Below are 16,935 nucleotides of genomic sequence, written 5' to 3' on the forward strand. Positions count from 1 at the left end.
ACATTTTTAGATAATAGCAACATTATAATCAATGTTGCACAGAATGTCACGCATTTTTAATTTAGCGCTTCAACTCGCTAAATTATATAATTATATTAACATATTACGAGAAAGGAAGCGAGTACATTGAGTTCAAAATTATTTGCACTTGATATCGGTACACGTTCTGTAGTAGGCATTATTTTAGCAGAAGATAATGACCACTTTCACGTGGAAGACATTTTAGTAAAAGAACATAAAGAACGCGCCATGGTAGATGGTCAAATACATAACGTCATGTATGTGGCAGATTTAATCAATGAAATTAAACATGAACTTGAAGAGAAGCATGGTCCTTTAACAAAAGTGAGTGTCGCTGCTGCTGGTCGCTCACTGAAAACAGAACAAGCAAGCGTGACAATCAATATTCGTAATCGGCCAATCTTTACAGAAGAAGATATAAGCCGCTTAGAACTACAAGCTGTTCAACAGGCACAGCAACAGCTCCTTCAACACAAAGATGATGCTAAAATAAGCCACTATTATTGTGTTGGTTATTCAGTTCTATACTATCGTTTAGATGGAGAGGAGATTGGGAGCCTACTCGATCAGCAAGGCGATGAAGCACAAATTGAAGTTATCGCTACGTTCTTACCAAGAGTTGTCGTAGAATCACTTATCGCAGCTCTTAAACGGGCGGATTTAGAGATGGATGCACTAACATTAGAACCTATTGCAGCTATTAACGTGCTTATCCCCCCAACAATGCGTCGTTTAAATGTTGCGCTAGTTGATATTGGTGCTGGTACATCTGATATTGCCATTACCGATAAAAGTACTGTTGTTGCGTATGGCATGGTACCAACGGCTGGTGATGAAATAACAGAAGCATTAAGTGACCATTATTTACTCGACTTCCCAGTTGCCGAACAAGCGAAACGTCAACTGCAAACAGAAGAAGAAATATTAATTCAGGATATTTTAGGCTTTGATCAATATTATCCGAAAGAGGAAGTTCTTCAAGCAATCGATCCTGCTGTCAAGCAACTGGCGAAAGCCATTGGAGAAGAAATATTACGTCTTAATAATCAGTCAGCTCCTAAAGCGGTAATGCTTGTTGGTGGAGGAAGCTTAACACCCAAACTTACAACTGAACTTGGACTTATACTAAATTTACCTGCCAATCGCATTGCCGTTCGAGGGATTGACGCTATTCAAAACTTAACAAAGGAAGATCATATTAAAGCATCTCCTGAATTAGTGACTCCAATTGGTATTGCGATTGCAGCAAAAAAAACGCCTATTCAATATATGAGTCTAACTGTCAATGAACAAGTAGTGCGCCTTTTTGAATTAAAAGAAATGACTGTTGCTGATGCATTTTTAGCAGCCAATATTCGAGCAAAGCAGTTATATGGAAAACCAGGGCATGGACTATCAGTGAATGTAAATGGACAAGATATTTTCATTCCTGGTGGTCACGGTCAACCGGCAGAAATTTTAGTGAATGGCCACCAAGCATCCACTAAAACGATGATTAAAACAGGTGATGCCATCCAGCTAATTGAAGGCCAAGACGGTCAGCAAGCTAATGCTACGGTGAGAGATATTGTAGATGATGCTGCCATTAAAACTGTTACGATTCAAGAAACAAAATATGTAATTGAACCACAAATAACTGTTAATGGTTCCCTTGCATCACTCAATAGTGCATTAAATGATCGAGATGTTGTGATGTTTGAAATAGCTGAAACAGTCGAGGATGTATTTAAGCTCACAAATAATTGGGCGTTATTAAAACAATTTGAGTCATTTTATATTCAAGTGGATGGAAAGCCACTTTATTTACCAGATTTTTCAGCTCATTTAATGATTAATGGTAAACCATCAAAAATGTCATATGCTGTACAAGATGGTGATGTACTTACATTTCAGCAACAAACATATCCTTCCGTTCAACGGATTGCTGACCAAATGAGTGTTTTACTTGAGGATAAAATCATCATACACTTTCAAAACGAAGTAGTAGAGCTAAAAAAAATGGCTAACGAAGTTCTCGTTAATCAAGTAGTGGTATCACCTCATTCAACCGTCCCAAATGGGGCCGCTATTTCATTTAAAGAGAAAGACCGAAGTCGTTGGATATACCAGGATGTGTTCCGCTTCTCTAATTGGCAACTGCCTACTACTTTTAAAGGTAATTTTACGATTTTACGAAATGGTCAACCAGCAAGCTTCGATATGGAGATTTTCGGCGGTGATAAACTAGAAATTTTACTAGAAAAAGCGCCTATATCTTAAAAAAGGGATACGATACATCGTTGTCAGATGTATCGTATCCCTTTTATCTATTACGCGCGAACTTCTTCACTTTTTTCTTCAGCTTGTTCCTTTTTTTCACTAGCATCCTGTGCTTTAGGTCCTTCGCTAGAAATAAAATCCTCCAGTGGCTCTTCACCCTCGAAAGATACAGTACCATCGTCAAAAACAGTTGGTGCCTTTGCTGATTTTAATGTTTTTACTTTTTCTACTAATTGTGTAGATTGTTCTTGAATTTGTTTAGATAATTGAACGGTTTTATCTTTTGCAGTTGTCGAGAAATCTGCACTCTTATCTTTTAGGTTGACAGCTTGTACTGCTACATCGCTAAGTAAATCTTTTCCTGATTTCGGAGCTAGTAATAAGCCAGCAGCTGCACCTACTATACCCCCAACTAATGCACCAATAACGAAATCTTTCATGTTCACTCGCTCCTCTTCATAAATCGATTCTTGCGGATGATAAAGCTGCGGCAATGAACTTTCAAGTTGTTGTTCCTTCACTTCATTAAAATTTGGCTTTTGAGTTGTCATGCAACAATTCCTCCCCATCTTATTATCTAATTTGCCTAGACTGGTTGTCCATCTGCTTTTGCGGATGCATTCTTCAACTTATGCCTAAGACTTTATTTTTATTCGGCTGGCATTAACGCCTACCGAACAATAATTATTTTTTACGGCCCCATTTTCTTTTCGATTTTTCAGTTTGCGCTGATTCAAAAGGATAAACATCATCTTGAATCACCTCATTGGCCTGTTCGATAATTTTACGTTTTTTCCACTTATCAGCAATGCCGATTGCGACATTGCTCCACTGAACAACCTGTGCAATTTTTTCTTCATTTTGTTCCACACTTGTAGAAATTGAAGAAGTAATTTGCTGTACAGATTTATTTAAACCATTCACAGAGTCACCAATTCCTTTGACTGCATGAACAACAGAATTTAACTGTTCAGATTTTTCTTGAATATCTTCTGCCAAGCTATTTGTTTTAGCTAGTAAGGAAGTCGTTTCACGTGTTATACCTTCCATTTGACCTTCTATACCCGATAATGTTCCTGCTAAACTGTTAAGGATTGGTTTGAGCGAAAATAATGTCATTCCTACGCTCACACAAAAAATTAAAAAACCGATTGCTGCGATGATTGCTGCAATATACAAAATAACTTCCATAACTAGACCTCCTGCAAGTACAAATTCTCTTTACTATTCATTTCCTTATTTTCGACAAAAAAAACGGAATCCCTTCTCTTTTTTGAGAAAAAACAGCTTATTCCTTGCGGATTAAGCTGTTTCGTTGTTCTTTAGCACGTCTTCAAAAGCATCTTGGAATTTGTGAACATCGCCAGCGCCCATAAATAAAAATACTGCGCCCTTATGCTTTGTCAACACATCGATTCCTTCAGTGGTAATCACTGCACTGCCTTCAATTAAAGACGCTAAATCTTGGATTGAAAGTGCGCCTTGTGTTTCCCTTGCAGAGCCAAAAATATCACATAAATATGCTGTATCTGCAAGACTTAGACTATCTGCGAAATCCTGTAAAAAAGCTTGTGTACGTGTAAATGTATGTGGTTGAAAAATAGCTACTAGCTCACGATCCGGAAATTTTTGTCGTGCCGATTGAACCGTTGCACGGATTTCAGTTGGATGGTGTGCATAGTCATCTATTAAAACATTATTCCCAACTTCCGTCTCTGTAAAACGTCTTTTCACACCTTTATATGTGTTTAAACGTTCTTGAACGATGTCTGGTGAAATACCTTCATATTGGCAAAGCGTAATAACAGCTAAGGTATTTAATACCGCATGATCGCCAAACAACGGGATAAAGAATGTACTATAAAATTCATTACGGACAAATACATCAAATTTTGTACCCTTTGTTGTTTTTTCAACATTACGAGCCTCAAAATCATTTTCAGCCCCAAATCCATAATAAACAACCGGTACTTTCGCTTGAATACGTTGTAAATGTTCATCATCACCGCAAGCAATAATGGCTTTTTTAACTTGTAATGCTAATGCTTGAAAGGCTGAATATACATCCTCTATGTTTGCAAAATAGTCAGGATGGTCAAAATCAATATTAGTCATTACTGCGTAATCGGGATTGTAAGCTAAAAAGTGTCGACGGTATTCACATGCTTCCATCACAAAGAAGTCAGCATTTTCATGCCCAGCTCCTGTTCCATCACCGATTAAATAAGAAGTTGGCTTATAACCTCCTACAACATGAGACATTAAGCCTGTCGTAGATGTTTTACCATGTGCACCCGTAATAGCAATCGACGTATAATTACCGATATATTCACCTAAAAATTTATGGTAACGAATAACTTCTACACCGATTTCACGTGCACGCTCTAATTCGGGATGATCATCAGGAAATGCGTTCCCTGCAATAACTGTCATACCTTCTTTAATATTATCTGCATTAAATGGAAAAATTGAAATATTACGCTCACGTAACGGCTGTTCCGTGAAAAAATATTTATCAATATCTGAGCCCTGTACTTGTTCACCAGCATCAAATAAGATTTGTGCAAGTGAACTCATGCCAGAACCTTTAATGCCTGTGAAATGAAAAACTGTCATTAATTAAACCCCCCGGGAATTCAATATCCCTTCTATCATCTATTAGGTGTAACGTATTTTTTCACTAATTATTAGGTATTAATACCTTTGGAAGTACAAAAAAATACGTACTAATCAACACATCTCGTCTATTATAGCACTATTTATGCATAAGGATAAATGTGTAACTTTTCTAAAAAAACTAATTTCGACGTAATTAAGATAATCTATACGAAAACAATACAATTCTTATTCAAACATAGCAATTAAATCTTCTTCTGTAATATAACTTTCTCTTGGTTTACTGCCTCTTGCCTCGGACACAAAACCATGTGATTCCAACATATCGATTAAACGAGCAGCACGATTATAACCAATATGGTATTTGCGCTGAATCAAGGACGTAGAAGCACCTCCCTGCTCATAAACAAATCGACATACATCCTCAAACAGATCATCTTGCTCAGCCGAAACTTCCGTCTTCTTTAAAAGTTCCTCTTGATCGAATATATAATCCGGCTCTCCTTGTTCACGAACATGCTCAATAATCGCTTCAATTTCATCATCTGTCACAAATGTACCCTGCAAACGCACTGGAGCAGACATACCATTGCCTAAATATAACATATCGCCCCGTCCAAGTAATCTTTCTGCACCTTGCCCATCTAAAATAGTACGCGAATCGATTTGTGAAGATACCGCGAATGCAATACGTGTAGGAATATTTGATTTAATAAGCCCTGTAATAACGTCAACAGAAGGTCTTTGAGTTGCAACAATTAAATGGATACCACAAGCACGTGCCTTTTGCGCAATACGACAAATTGCCTCCTCTACATCTGCAGGAGACATCATCATTAAATCTGCTAATTCATCAATGACAATTAGAATATACGGTAATTTTAAACTATGTTCATTATTTTTATCCGCAATTGCATTATAACGTGTAATATCACGCGCACCCGCATGAGCAAATAACTGATAACGACGCTCCATTTCCTCTACTGCCCATTTAAGTGCAGCTGTAGCCGCTTTAACATCTGTGATGACTGGACTAACTAGATGTGGAATATGATTAAACGGTGCTAATTCTACCATTTTAGGATCGATTAGCATCAGTTTTAATTCATGTGGTGCAGCTTTATATAATAAGCTAACCAAAATTGAATTAATACAAACTGATTTACCAGAACCTGTAGCTCCGGCTATTAAACCATGTGGCATTTTTCGTAAATCAATGGTTACAGGCTTCCCTGTTAAATCCAGACCCAATGCTGCTTCTAACGGTGAATCTGACTCAAGGAAAGAAGCACTATTTGTCACTTCCGATAATCGAACAGCGCGAGATACACGGTTCGGAATCTCAATGCCAATTGAGCTCTTCCCAGGAATCGGTGCTTGGATGCGGATATCTTTCGCTGCCAATGCAAGCTTCAAATCATCTGATAGATTACGGATTTTACTAACCTTCGTACCATGACTCACTGTTATTTCAAATTGCGTCACGGCAGGTCCTTGCATAATGGATTCTATTTGAGCTGAGACTTGGAAATAAGACAAAGCTTCTACCAGCGTATCTCCCTGTTGCTCCATCCACTCCGTATCCTGTGTTTTTTCCTCAGGTGGCTCTAAAAACTCATCATCTGGCTTTTGATACACATGCACAGGTTTTCGAGGCATTTCCATCACTTGATTTTCCACGAATGTATCAGCTGATTTAGAAGGTTGTTCTGGATACTCTTCTAGATCAATATCATTCTCCTCGGGAATCACTACATTTTCGGTAGTAAGCGCCTGTTCAGTAGTTGATGCTAGTTCCGTTTCGGTAGTTACCCCTACTTCCTTTTCAGCAGTCGCTCCCATTTCCGTTTCAGTAGTTACTTCCACTTCCTTTTCGGCAGTCGCTTCCATTTCCGTTTCAGTAGTTACTTCCACTTCCTTTTCGGCAGTCGCTTCCATTTCCGCTTCAGTAGTTACTTCCACTTCCTTTTCGGCAGTCGCTTCCATTTCCGCTTCAGTAGTTACTTCCACTTCCTTTTCGGCAGTCGCTTCCATTTCCGCTTCAGTAGTTACTTCCACTTCCTTTTCGGCAGTCGCTTCCATTTCCGCTTCAGTAGTTACTTCCACTTCCTTTTCGGCAGTTGCTTCCATTTCCGCTTCAGTAGTTACTTCCACTTCCTTTTCGGGTACTTCTACTTCCTTTTCAGTAGTCACTGAAATTTCGTCGGAGCTTCCAACATCAATCACAGTCTTTTCTAATGTCGAAACGTTCGACATTGATGTTACTGGTGCCATTGAAATGACTGACACACTCTCTGTTGTAGCATTGAATGGAGCAGTATTTGGAATAGAAACCTCGTCTTCCTCCGACGATTGTGGTGCTGTTGTATCATCCATCTTTAGCTCACTAATTTCTAAATGTATAGATTGTTGAATCTGATCTTTATTAGATCGATGTTCTTTCTCTAAATGAAACGGCTCAGAAGAAGACTCCTGTTCCTCTTGATAATTTTCAACAATTGTAGGGGTCGGCTTCGTATTTTTTAATTGCTGTCGAATTCTCCATTTCTCTTTATCTGTTTTTAGCATTAAAACATTGAATGGAACGCCACCACTTTTTTCTTTCTTTTCTACCGGTTGCTCTTCTACAGATTGTTCTTGCAATATATCTTGCTCATTATCTTCATTCATGGATGGCTGGACTACAGTAACTTCACCAATGTGGATGGTAGAATTTTCGATTTGTACTTGTTCTACAACTACTTCTTTCACATGAATTTCTGATTGATCAACCGGAAGTTGTTCAATATTCAGCTCATGCTGAACAGCTTCTTTCACTTGTTCTTCAAATTCTACGGCAAAAGAAGTTGTTAGCGGTACAGGTAATTCCACCGTCGTTTTATCTTTAGGATGATTGGTTTCGTCTGATAATTTATCATCAAAAGTAATCGGTTGCTTCGTAAGTGCTTCAATTGTTTCAGGGAACTGTTCAAGTCCATCTTTTTGCTCTGCGCTAATAGGCTCTTTTTCTTCTAGTATATTTTCAATGGCCTCATTTGTTGTCGCTTCTTTTATAGACTTAGTTGCTGTAGGTATTTCTAACTCTTTTTTGTCGTGCTCTTCCTTCCGTTTCTCTAATAGTTGCTCAATTGGGCTCGGCTTAGTAAAACCATAGACTGGTGAAGGAACATCAGTTGGTACAAAACGTTTGCGATTAGCGGGTAAATCACTTTCATCTGTTTTTTCTAATGGATACTTCGTTTCCTTAGGCGATGTAGGTAATTCATTTTGTGCATCTCGAAAAACAAGACTTGCCCTCGAACGATTCTCTAGTTCAGGCTGACTTCGCGTAATCGTCGTTCTACCTGTTCTTTTCGTTCGATTTGCTAATAGTTCTCGAATACCTGAAATCTCAATATCATACACACTTGAATCCACAATATGATTATTTAAATGCCTCGGTAGCGATAAATCTTCAATTTGTTCAGAGAATACATCGTCCATTTGATTGAATGCTTCTTTTGATGATGGTGGAGTTGAAAATTCATCATCCTCAATTAACGGAAAACGAAAAGTTTTTTGCTTTGCTACTGTTGTTTCTTTAAATGAGTTTTGTTGCTCAGATTGTTCTTCTTCATAGTCTTCATAAAACTCTTCATATTCGTAATCATTGTCATCTTTATTTAAAAATTTATCCATTTGTTTTTTTAACCAATTCACATTGTTTCACTCATTTCTCTTACACTTCATTTATAGCATTAACTAAATCAATTATGACTCAGCATTAATTGCGTCCGGAATCGGCTTTGTCTTAGGGACTGCACGAGGGCCGACACGATGTCGGTCATTTCAGAAATGCCACAGGACGTGACGTTTTTACCGATGCAGGTCAGTTAGCCGATATCGCATGTATGCGATGGTTTTAGGCTAACATCCTATGTGAGCACCTTTCCGATTCAGTGACATCCGCCGGAGGCTTTGGGCCAACACGATGTTGGTCAGTCAGTCATTACCACAGGACGCGGCGTTCTTAGGCTGGGTTCCTCTGCTTCAGCAGATATTTGGACACCAGCTGAAAAGTAGCCTAAATCTGCTTTCATCTACCACCTATAGAGATAGGAGACTTCTGTACCTGTCGCTACAGAAAACATTTTGCTGAAAGAAGTTAAATGTCTATAACAAAAAGCATACCATAAAAATGTAATAGAAACTTGTATTTAGAGGCTCATTCTAGACAAAAAAATCGTTATGTTACTAGCATATTAGTAGCATAACGATTTTAAGTACATATAATCAATTTGATATTGGTGTAAATTGGGTTATCGCTTACTTTCGCAAAGCTAAACCGTGTTTCCCAAGACTTTATTTAGTTGGCGCTTCGAACGCACTACCAGTTATCGCATCTTCTGGCAATACTAAAATCCCTTTTTCAGAAGGTGCATTTGGTATTGCTAATTCGCGTGCTGAACATAGCATACCGTATGATTCAGCACCTCGTAAATTACCTTCTTTTATAAGCATTCCAGAAGGCATAACTGCACCGATTTTCGCTACGACAACCTTTTGGCCCGCCTCCACATTTGGTGCGCCACATACGATTTGTAATGTTTCGTCACCTACGTTTACAGCACAAATGCTTAGTTTATCAGCATTCGGATGCTTGTCCTTTGTTTCTACATAGCCCACAACAAATTTTGGAGAAAAATCTACATCTAAGCTGATTTCAGCTCCGTTTTTTGTGATAGCTGCCTCTAGCTGTGCAGCTAATTCTGGAGTAACTTCAACTAAACCTTGTGCTTCAGTTTGTATATAGTTACTAGCATTAAATAAATTAAATGCTTTAATTTCTCCTGTTTGTGCTTCCTTTAAAATAGCGATATCACCCGCACGCTCTACCACTGTTTTAACGATTGATTCTGTCGCTAATTGTACTAGCAATACATCGCCTACATGCTCTTTGTTGTAAAATACATTCATTGTTTTTCTTGCTCCTTTTTAATTCTGTTTTTTGCTAATATAAAGATTGGTTCAAGTTCCCCATCTTCATAAATAAAAGATAATGACGTAATCGGTACAGTACCGACAGCAAAGAAATGCATTGTCATCTGTGCTAATACATCATACCCTGTTTCATTACGAATATCACCTACTATTAATACATCCTGATGTGGCACAGATAGCGTCATGTCACCCTCAATTTTAGTCTGCATTTCATTCAAAAAGCTTTCATTTAAAATGCGACTTGCATCATAGCCATCATTAGCATTAACAAAATAGAAAACATTCCCTGCAACTTCATCTTTCTTATAAACTGTTGGTAGTTGCTTTACAGAGAATCGTGCCATTTCACGAACTTGCTCTACTGTTAATTGTAGTACCTCTAACATGGATTCATCAATAAAACGATAAGTTTTTCCTAAATCAAGTGCATAAAAAATACGTGTTTCAGCTGTATGTTCAGTTTTGATGAATGCACGCCCCTCCTTTGAGGCTTGAGGGTAGGATGTCGCACGAATAACTGGATAAATTTTTGTAGTCGTTTGGAATCCTTGCTCCATCTCTTGCTCCATCGCATTAAAGGTTTGCTCGATTGTATAAACGACTTCATCGATTGCAGCCTCTTGCTTGTCATTATATTTGGCTAAAATGCCTGGCAGGGAAAGCTCCATCCCTTTACCGATTTTTTTATGGTTTAGACGTAATTTATCGTGCTTTTTGTCAAATTCAAAATCAAACTTTTCCTCATTCAATTGTTGTTTTAATAGGGACACAAGTTGTTCTGATTTAATTTGTTTCACCTAGCTCACATCCTTTCTTCAAAATCAATTTAGGTTCAGCACTGTTGCGCAGATAATGTCACTGGATGTGACGTTTATAAACTGAGTTCCTTTATTGTAGCTTAAAATATACCAAATGAAGAGAAAACGGCTCACATGTTTGTGAACCGCTCTGTTCAAAACTATCCAATTATTTAATCTTAACCGAATGAACGATTTTCGTCATCTCGTGTAGATTATCTTTAATATGTTTCGCGTGAGAAATGGTCGTCATTTTTACACCACCATTACTAACAATAAGCTCAAATTCGTTCTCATTATCAGTTTTTAAAACAGCAGCAAAGCCGAAAATACCATTCTTTTCATAAGTATTTTCTTCGATTATGTTTTTTGAACTATCAGCTTTTAATAGAATGTAATATAGTTTACTATCTGCATCTTCACGATCATTAATGAAAAGAATATAACTCTCTTTTCCTTTCGTTACTAATATATTATATGCATCTGAACTGTCGTCAACCTTAAAGTTTGAAGGTAAGTATAATTCTACATCCCCAATACGATCTGTTTGCTCCTCTGGTTGTTCTGCAAAAACGGTCTTCGTATTTTGAAGTCCATCTTGAATTTGTTCATCAACCGATTGATTACAACCAGTAAGCCCCAAAAGTAAAAGTAGTAAGCCAACAACTCTCACCGATGTAAAAGACATGTTCTTCTTCCTTTCATTGCTAACCTTTTTCTATTTTAAAAAAGCTTTTTCAATTATGCAACTTCACTATTCCATTTTTACTAATTAACAAACACTACTCATGCGCTAATGAGAATAAATATTGACCAACAAGAAGTGAAACTATATGTTCGAACATCATCTGACGACTTACTAATCCTTGTGTAAAAATACCTACAGCTCCCGCACCTTGCCGGATATCCCTACGTTGTGTATATTGCTCCATTACAGGTCCAAGTTCCTTCCCTGCTCTTATTTCCTGGGCAATTTCTTCTGGTAATATAATTTGTGCACCCGAAGCTGTATAAGTTGTGCCATTTGATACTGTAAGAGCTCCCCAGTTGCAAACATACATCACACCATCAATTTCAGTCACTCCACCCTCTAATCCAAACGATAGTTGGGCACCCGTCTCATCAATTGCGTTTTTCGAACGGTTTATTGCGCCTATGCGTGTTTCTTCATGAGTCATCGGTTGATCAGACACTTGTGATGCAGCCTTAACGCAGGTGAAAATTGGTTTATCAAAATACTTTCTAGCTATAACTTCAACAGCCTCTGTTTTTGCTTTGTTTGTTGTACCAATAGCTATGTTCATTTTCTAATCCCTCTTTCTTTGCATAGAAAAAGATGCCCCTAAAGGCATCTTTTAACTTATTTCAACGGATGTCTTATTTTACACATTAGCGCGAATCGTTGCTAATGTCGAACGATCTGCATTTTTCACTAGTTCTACAATTAAAGCTTTTGCAGCTGCATAGTCATCAATATGAATAATCGACGCAGACGTATGAATATAGCGTGAGCAAATTCCAATTACTGCACTAGGAACACCGTCATTCGCTGTGTGCACACGTCCTGCATCCGTACCCCCTTGTGATACAAAATATTGATAAGGAATATGATTCGTTTCAGCAGTATCTAAGATGAACTCACGCATGCCTTTATGAGTAACCATCGTACGGTCAAGAATACGTAATAATGTCCCTTTTCCAAGCTGACCAAATTGATTTTTTTCACCTGACATATCATTTGCAGGTGAAGCATCTAGAGCAAAAAACAAATCTGGTTTAATCATATTTGCAGACACTTGCGCGCCGCGCAAACCAACTTCTTCCATCACATTCGCACCTGAATATAAATGTGAAGCTAGCTTTTCATCCTTAACTTCTTTCATCAATTCAATTGCCAGTCCACAGCCATAGCGGTTATCCCAAGCTTTGGCCATAATTTTTTTCGGATTAGCCATCGGTGTAAATGGGCAGACAGGGATAATTGATTGACCTGGACGAACGCCAAGTGCAATAGCATCTTCTTTATTGTCTGCACCAACATCTATAAGCATATTTTTAATATCCATCGGTTTAGAACGTTCAGTATCTGTTAATAAATGTGGTGGTATTGATGAAATCACACCTGGAATCGCGCCATTTTTAGTAAATACCTCAACGCGTTGCGCTAGCATTACCTGGTTCCACCAACCACCTAATGTTTGAAAGCGGATCATCCCGTTATCGGTAATAGAAGTAACCATGAATGCCACTTCATCCATATGACCAGCAACCAACACTTTTGGTGCGTCAGCAATTTCACTATGCTTTACACCGAAAATACCCCCTAAATTATCTTGAACGATCTCATCCGAGTACTTTTCCAACTCAGAACGCATGAATGCACGTACCGCATGTTCATTACCCGGCGCACCTGGTAATTCTGTTAATGTTTTAAATAATTGTAATGTTTCTTCATTCATGTTGACTCTCTCCCCACGAAGTAGAATATTCTTCCTTGTCCATTGTAACATATTTATCTATATTCAACGGAAGACTCCCATTTTCCAATGAGTAGCGAAAAAGTGCGCATGTAGTTTTTCTTCATAGTGTATCCCAAATTCGCTGAAGTATTTATTTGTAGCGACAGCAACAATTATTTTCTGTGCGAAAGCGAAGCGACAGCAACAATTATGCCAAGGTGAAATTGAATGTCAAATTCCAAATATGATACATTTCATAAAAAAGTGCTAACGTGTGAACGTGCATTCACTCTGTATGCTATGTTAAAATGAACCTATAGAAAAAGGAGGAAAAGAGCATGAAATTACGTGATTTTTTAATTGGTGTTGCTACTGGCCTTGCTGCCGCAGTCATTGTTAAAGAAGCAAGTGAAAAGGTTTCTCCGTATGTACCTGCAGGACAAGTACTCGAAAACATAAAAAAGGAATTTAAAAAAGATTCACCGATTGACGGTTCTTGGATTTTTATGAAAACAGACAATTTCTCAAACGGCATTATGACAATTCCTGTATACCGTGGAGGTATCTCTCGTTTACACGAGGGTGAAATGCAAACATTTGAATTTGCTGCTGACGCTCGCTCAGGTGTTGTAGTAGAGCTACAAGAAGTATAATCTTACACAGTATTACTCGAACAAATATTATAGAATCCTAAAAAGAAGCCATCTCAGTTTTTGAGAGGGCTTCTTTCATGTTGTTGAAAAACTATTATATCAATCAAATTAAGGTCATATTAAAGTGTGGCCCTTCTGCAATACGAGGGGTTGATTTTCGTTCTGGCTGAGCGCTTTCCTTGGGGCGTCCGATGAGCCGCTTCGCTTCGCTGCAAGGTCTCGAAGTTTTTTGCGCGAAAGCGTAGTGCTAACGTAGCGGCAGTAGCACGATGTTGGTCACGAAGGCCTTGTCACAGGACATGACGCATTTAGCCTTCGTTCCTTTAGCGGAGGAAGCGGCTCGACACTCGCCCACAGGAAGCTTTGCTCTGTGCGAAAGCGTAGCGACAACAACAACAAAGCGAGTAGCCTGGAACGGAAATCCCCCTCATTTATTAAGGAATTTAGTTTTCCGACTCTACGAAAAAGCCATCTCATTTAATTGAGATGGCTTCTTTGTTTTATTCAGTCAAACCTTTATTGTTAAAGTACTTTTTATACTTTCGGTAATAATTTAAATTATTTAACGTTAGCTTCACCCAACGTTTCGCATTCATATCTTGATTATAGTAAAGGGAGTTTGTATATTTCCCTTCACGAATTAATTTTTTAGCTTCTAGTTTAAGCTTTTCATTAGATGCATATTTAAATAATACACCTTTAGGAATAATCATCCATAAATGCTTATCCTGAACATAAGTTACTTCCTGCTCAATATTTAACATATGGTCATCAGCTACATATTTCATTAAATTATGACCACTTGCTGTAACATAGTAGCTTGAGCGACCATTACGCAAATTGATTTCAAACAGCTTATACTGTTTGTCGCGCATATCGTATTTCATATCGAAGTTAGCAAAGCCAGTATAACCGATATCCTCTAAGAAGAATCGTACTTGATCCATTAATTCTTTATCGTATGTTGTAACGATTGCTGCATAACTACCAATTCCTTCAGGTGAATGCTCTTCTAAGATTGGATTTCCTAGACACATTAGCTTCACTTTGCCGTCTTTCCCTACATATGCATTTAATACACGCATATAAGAATCGTCACCTGGGATGAATTCTTGAATAATCATTGTATCCTGATAAGTTGAGCTATAGATTGCTTTTAAGATAGCTGTTTTTTCAGCTTCATCATGTGCAACAAACACTTTTTTCTTACCTGGGAATGAACATGCCCAGTAATCCACCGAGTTCGATGCCTTTAAAATAATTGGATATTCAAAAGGTGGTGTAAAGTTTTCGTAATTGTCAGCTGTCACAGTCGTCGTACCTGGATACTTAAAATCGTACTTATCACACATTTTATAGAAATTTTCTTTTAATAAAATTTCATCCATTAATGATTCGTCAATATATGGTACTGTAAAATGCTCCTGCAATGCTGGCTTATTTTTGATAATAAGCTTTGCATAATCATCTCCACATGCTAACAACAATAGTTTTTTATCAGAATATTTTTTTGCGACCTTTGCAAGTGCAGGTGCAAATACATCCTGTTCATTTAAGCGATCAATTTCTTGGAAATTTATGATATGGCTGTCTTGCGTTGCCGTTAAATGTGAACGTCCTAATACAAGTGGTTTAATTCCATATGCCTCATAAAATGCACGTGCCATACCATATGCATTCATATCTGATCCTAGTAATACTGGTAAAAATGGTTGCTCCGTTGCCATGTATTTTCAACTCTCTTTTGTGTTTTAGTATAGTTTTTAGTGTATCATATTTTCCAAAATGTTCACGAAAAAAGTGTCAAAAAGATGGAGTATAGACAATTAGGCTCATCACCATAACGTAAAGTTGATTTCCGTTCCGACAGTTTAACTTCAATAATTTATATGCATGGCATACGTTTGCATATAAAACAAATGCTGAAGTTCAGTTTTATCACTATAAATTAGAGTGGCATAACAGAGAGACATACTATGTGAAGCGTTTGATCTTCGTTACGACTGGGCGACTCCTTAGGGATTAGCGATATAGAGGAACGCGAGTGAAGCGGCTCATCGGACGCCCCCAGGAAGCTTTGCTCTGTGCGAAAGCGTAGCGACAGCAACAACAAATGTTTTCTGTAGCGAAAGCGAAGCGGCAGCTACAAAGCGCCCAGTCGGAACGGAAATCAAACCTAATTTTGCAAATGAGCAATACTTTATTTAATTCCTTAATTTTATTGATACTTTCAACGCAATAAAAAACGTGCGAACACAAAAGGTTCACACGTTTTTTATTTAGAATGTAATAACAGCTTGTCTGCTGCGTTCTAATTTATCTACAACTTCTTTACCTGTTTCATCCCATTTAATCATGCGGTAATACGCGTCATGGTAGAAGATAAAGCCGTAGCCATTCGCCAACGCTTCTTTCATTATACGTTCCTTCGCAAAGACACTCGCCATTGGATAATCATCATACGCTAAAACCCATAATGGATTTTGATGTGCATGTGTTGGCATAATATCTGCCATATGCAATAATACTTCGCCATTTTGAGTCAATTTTATAATGGCATGTCCATCACTATGTCCACCCGTATGAATCATTTCAATACCCGGAGCTACCTCTAACGTACCTTCATACGTTTCGATTAAGTGCTGAACTGGCTCCCAGTTTTCTTTCCAATACGTATTTTTCGAGCGGATATTTGGCTCACGCATTTCATCCCACTCAATTTTCGTTACAAAGATTTTTGCATTCGGGAATGTTGGCACAAGTACATCATCTTCCCATTGCGTTAAACCTCCAGCATGGTCAAAATGTAAATGCGTCATTAATACTACATCAATATCAGCAGTTGTTAATCTTAGCTCCTGTAAGCTAGCCGCTAATGTTGACTCCTCAGTTACCCCAAAGTTACGTAGCTGCTTTTCATTTAATTTGTTAAAACCAACGCCTGTATCAACAATATAATTTTTGCCTTCATATTGAATTAATATTGGCTCAGTTGGTAACTCGATTTGATTTTTTTCGTTGACTGGATATTTGCGTGCCCAAAGTGGCTTTGGCACAACTCCAAACATAGCACCCCCATCAAGGCAAGTGACACCCCCGTTTAGCCATGATAATGACATATTGTGAAACTTTAACTGATCCATCCATTCT

13 protein-coding genes are annotated in these 16,935 nt (G+C 38.0%); 2 read left to right on the forward strand and 11 right to left on the reverse strand.

Annotation, left to right across the window (positions count from 1 at the left end; genetic code table 11):
* Positions 1–126 precede the first annotated feature (126 nt).
* Positions 127–2,280, forward strand: a complete 2,154-nt coding sequence (locus B1B04_RS11655) for a cell division FtsA domain-containing protein (protein ID WP_079561640.1) — start codon at positions 127–129, stop codon at positions 2,278–2,280.
* Positions 2,281–2,330: 50 nt separating this feature from the next.
* On the opposite strand, the gene B1B04_RS11660 is transcribed toward B1B04_RS11655, so the two are convergent.
* From B1B04_RS11660 to B1B04_RS11700, 9 genes are all read right to left on the reverse strand, one after another.
* Positions 2,331–2,831: a YtxH domain-containing protein gene (locus B1B04_RS11660; RefSeq protein WP_079561641.1), complete on the reverse strand. Its 501-nt coding sequence runs from the start codon at positions 2,829–2,831 to the stop codon at positions 2,331–2,333.
* Positions 2,832–2,964: 133 nt separating this feature from the next.
* Positions 2,965–3,471 carry a DUF948 domain-containing protein gene (locus B1B04_RS11665; protein WP_079561642.1) on the reverse strand — a complete coding sequence of 169 codons (507 nt, stop codon included), beginning with the start codon at positions 3,469–3,471 and terminating at the stop codon, positions 2,965–2,967.
* Positions 3,472–3,582: 111 nt separating this feature from the next.
* Positions 3,583–4,896, reverse strand: a complete 1,314-nt coding sequence (gene murC, locus B1B04_RS11670; RefSeq protein WP_079561643.1) for a UDP-N-acetylmuramate--L-alanine ligase — start codon at positions 4,894–4,896, stop codon at positions 3,583–3,585.
* A gap of 228 nt (positions 4,897–5,124) precedes the next feature.
* On the reverse strand, positions 5,125–8,595 hold the full coding sequence (locus B1B04_RS11675; protein WP_240518278.1) for a DNA translocase FtsK: 3,471 nt from the start codon (positions 8,593–8,595) through the stop codon (positions 5,125–5,127).
* Positions 8,596–9,237: 642 nt separating this feature from the next.
* Complete coding sequence (gene ytpR, locus B1B04_RS11680; RefSeq protein ID WP_079561644.1) at positions 9,238–9,852, reverse strand: YtpR family tRNA-binding protein; 615 nt, start codon at positions 9,850–9,852, stop codon at positions 9,238–9,240.
* The gene (locus tag B1B04_RS11685; RefSeq protein WP_079561645.1) at positions 9,849–10,673 is read right to left on the reverse strand and encodes a DUF1444 domain-containing protein; all 825 of its coding nucleotides are present in this window, start codon (positions 10,671–10,673) and stop codon (positions 9,849–9,851) included. The genes ytpR and B1B04_RS11685 overlap by 4 nt, the downstream gene beginning before the upstream one ends.
* Before the next feature lie 169 nt (positions 10,674–10,842).
* Positions 10,843–11,361 (reverse strand): hypothetical protein, encoded by a 519-nt coding sequence (locus tag B1B04_RS11690; protein WP_079561646.1) that lies wholly within the window; start codon positions 11,359–11,361, stop codon positions 10,843–10,845.
* Positions 11,362–11,455: 94 nt separating this feature from the next.
* A complete protein-coding gene (locus B1B04_RS11695; protein WP_079561647.1) occupies positions 11,456–11,977 on the reverse strand; it encodes a DUF84 family protein in 522 nt (173 codons plus the stop codon).
* A gap of 78 nt (positions 11,978–12,055) precedes the next feature.
* Positions 12,056–13,132, reverse strand: coding sequence for a M42 family metallopeptidase (locus B1B04_RS11700; RefSeq protein ID WP_079561648.1), 1,077 nt, complete (start codon positions 13,130–13,132; stop codon positions 12,056–12,058).
* A gap of 338 nt (positions 13,133–13,470) precedes the next feature.
* Between B1B04_RS11700 and B1B04_RS11705 the strand changes: the two genes are divergently transcribed.
* Positions 13,471–13,785: a peptidase M4 gene (locus tag B1B04_RS11705; protein WP_053485038.1), complete on the forward strand. Its 315-nt coding sequence runs from the start codon at positions 13,471–13,473 to the stop codon at positions 13,783–13,785.
* 500 nt (positions 13,786–14,285) lie between these two features.
* Here the strand turns inward: B1B04_RS11705 and B1B04_RS11710 are convergent, their stop codons facing one another.
* Positions 14,286–15,512 carry a carboxylate--amine ligase gene (locus B1B04_RS11710; RefSeq protein ID WP_079561649.1) on the reverse strand — a complete coding sequence of 409 codons (1,227 nt, stop codon included), beginning with the start codon at positions 15,510–15,512 and terminating at the stop codon, positions 14,286–14,288.
* A gap of 552 nt (positions 15,513–16,064) precedes the next feature.
* On the reverse strand, positions 16,065–16,928 hold the full coding sequence (locus B1B04_RS11715) for a YtnP family quorum-quenching lactonase (protein WP_079561650.1): 864 nt from the start codon (positions 16,926–16,928) through the stop codon (positions 16,065–16,067).
* Positions 16,929–16,935 lie beyond the last annotated feature (7 nt).

The sequence above is a fragment of the Lysinibacillus sp. KCTC 33748 genome, assembly GCF_002237755.1.
In the GTDB taxonomy this organism is placed as follows: Bacteria; Bacillota; Bacilli; order Bacillales_A; family Planococcaceae; genus Lysinibacillus.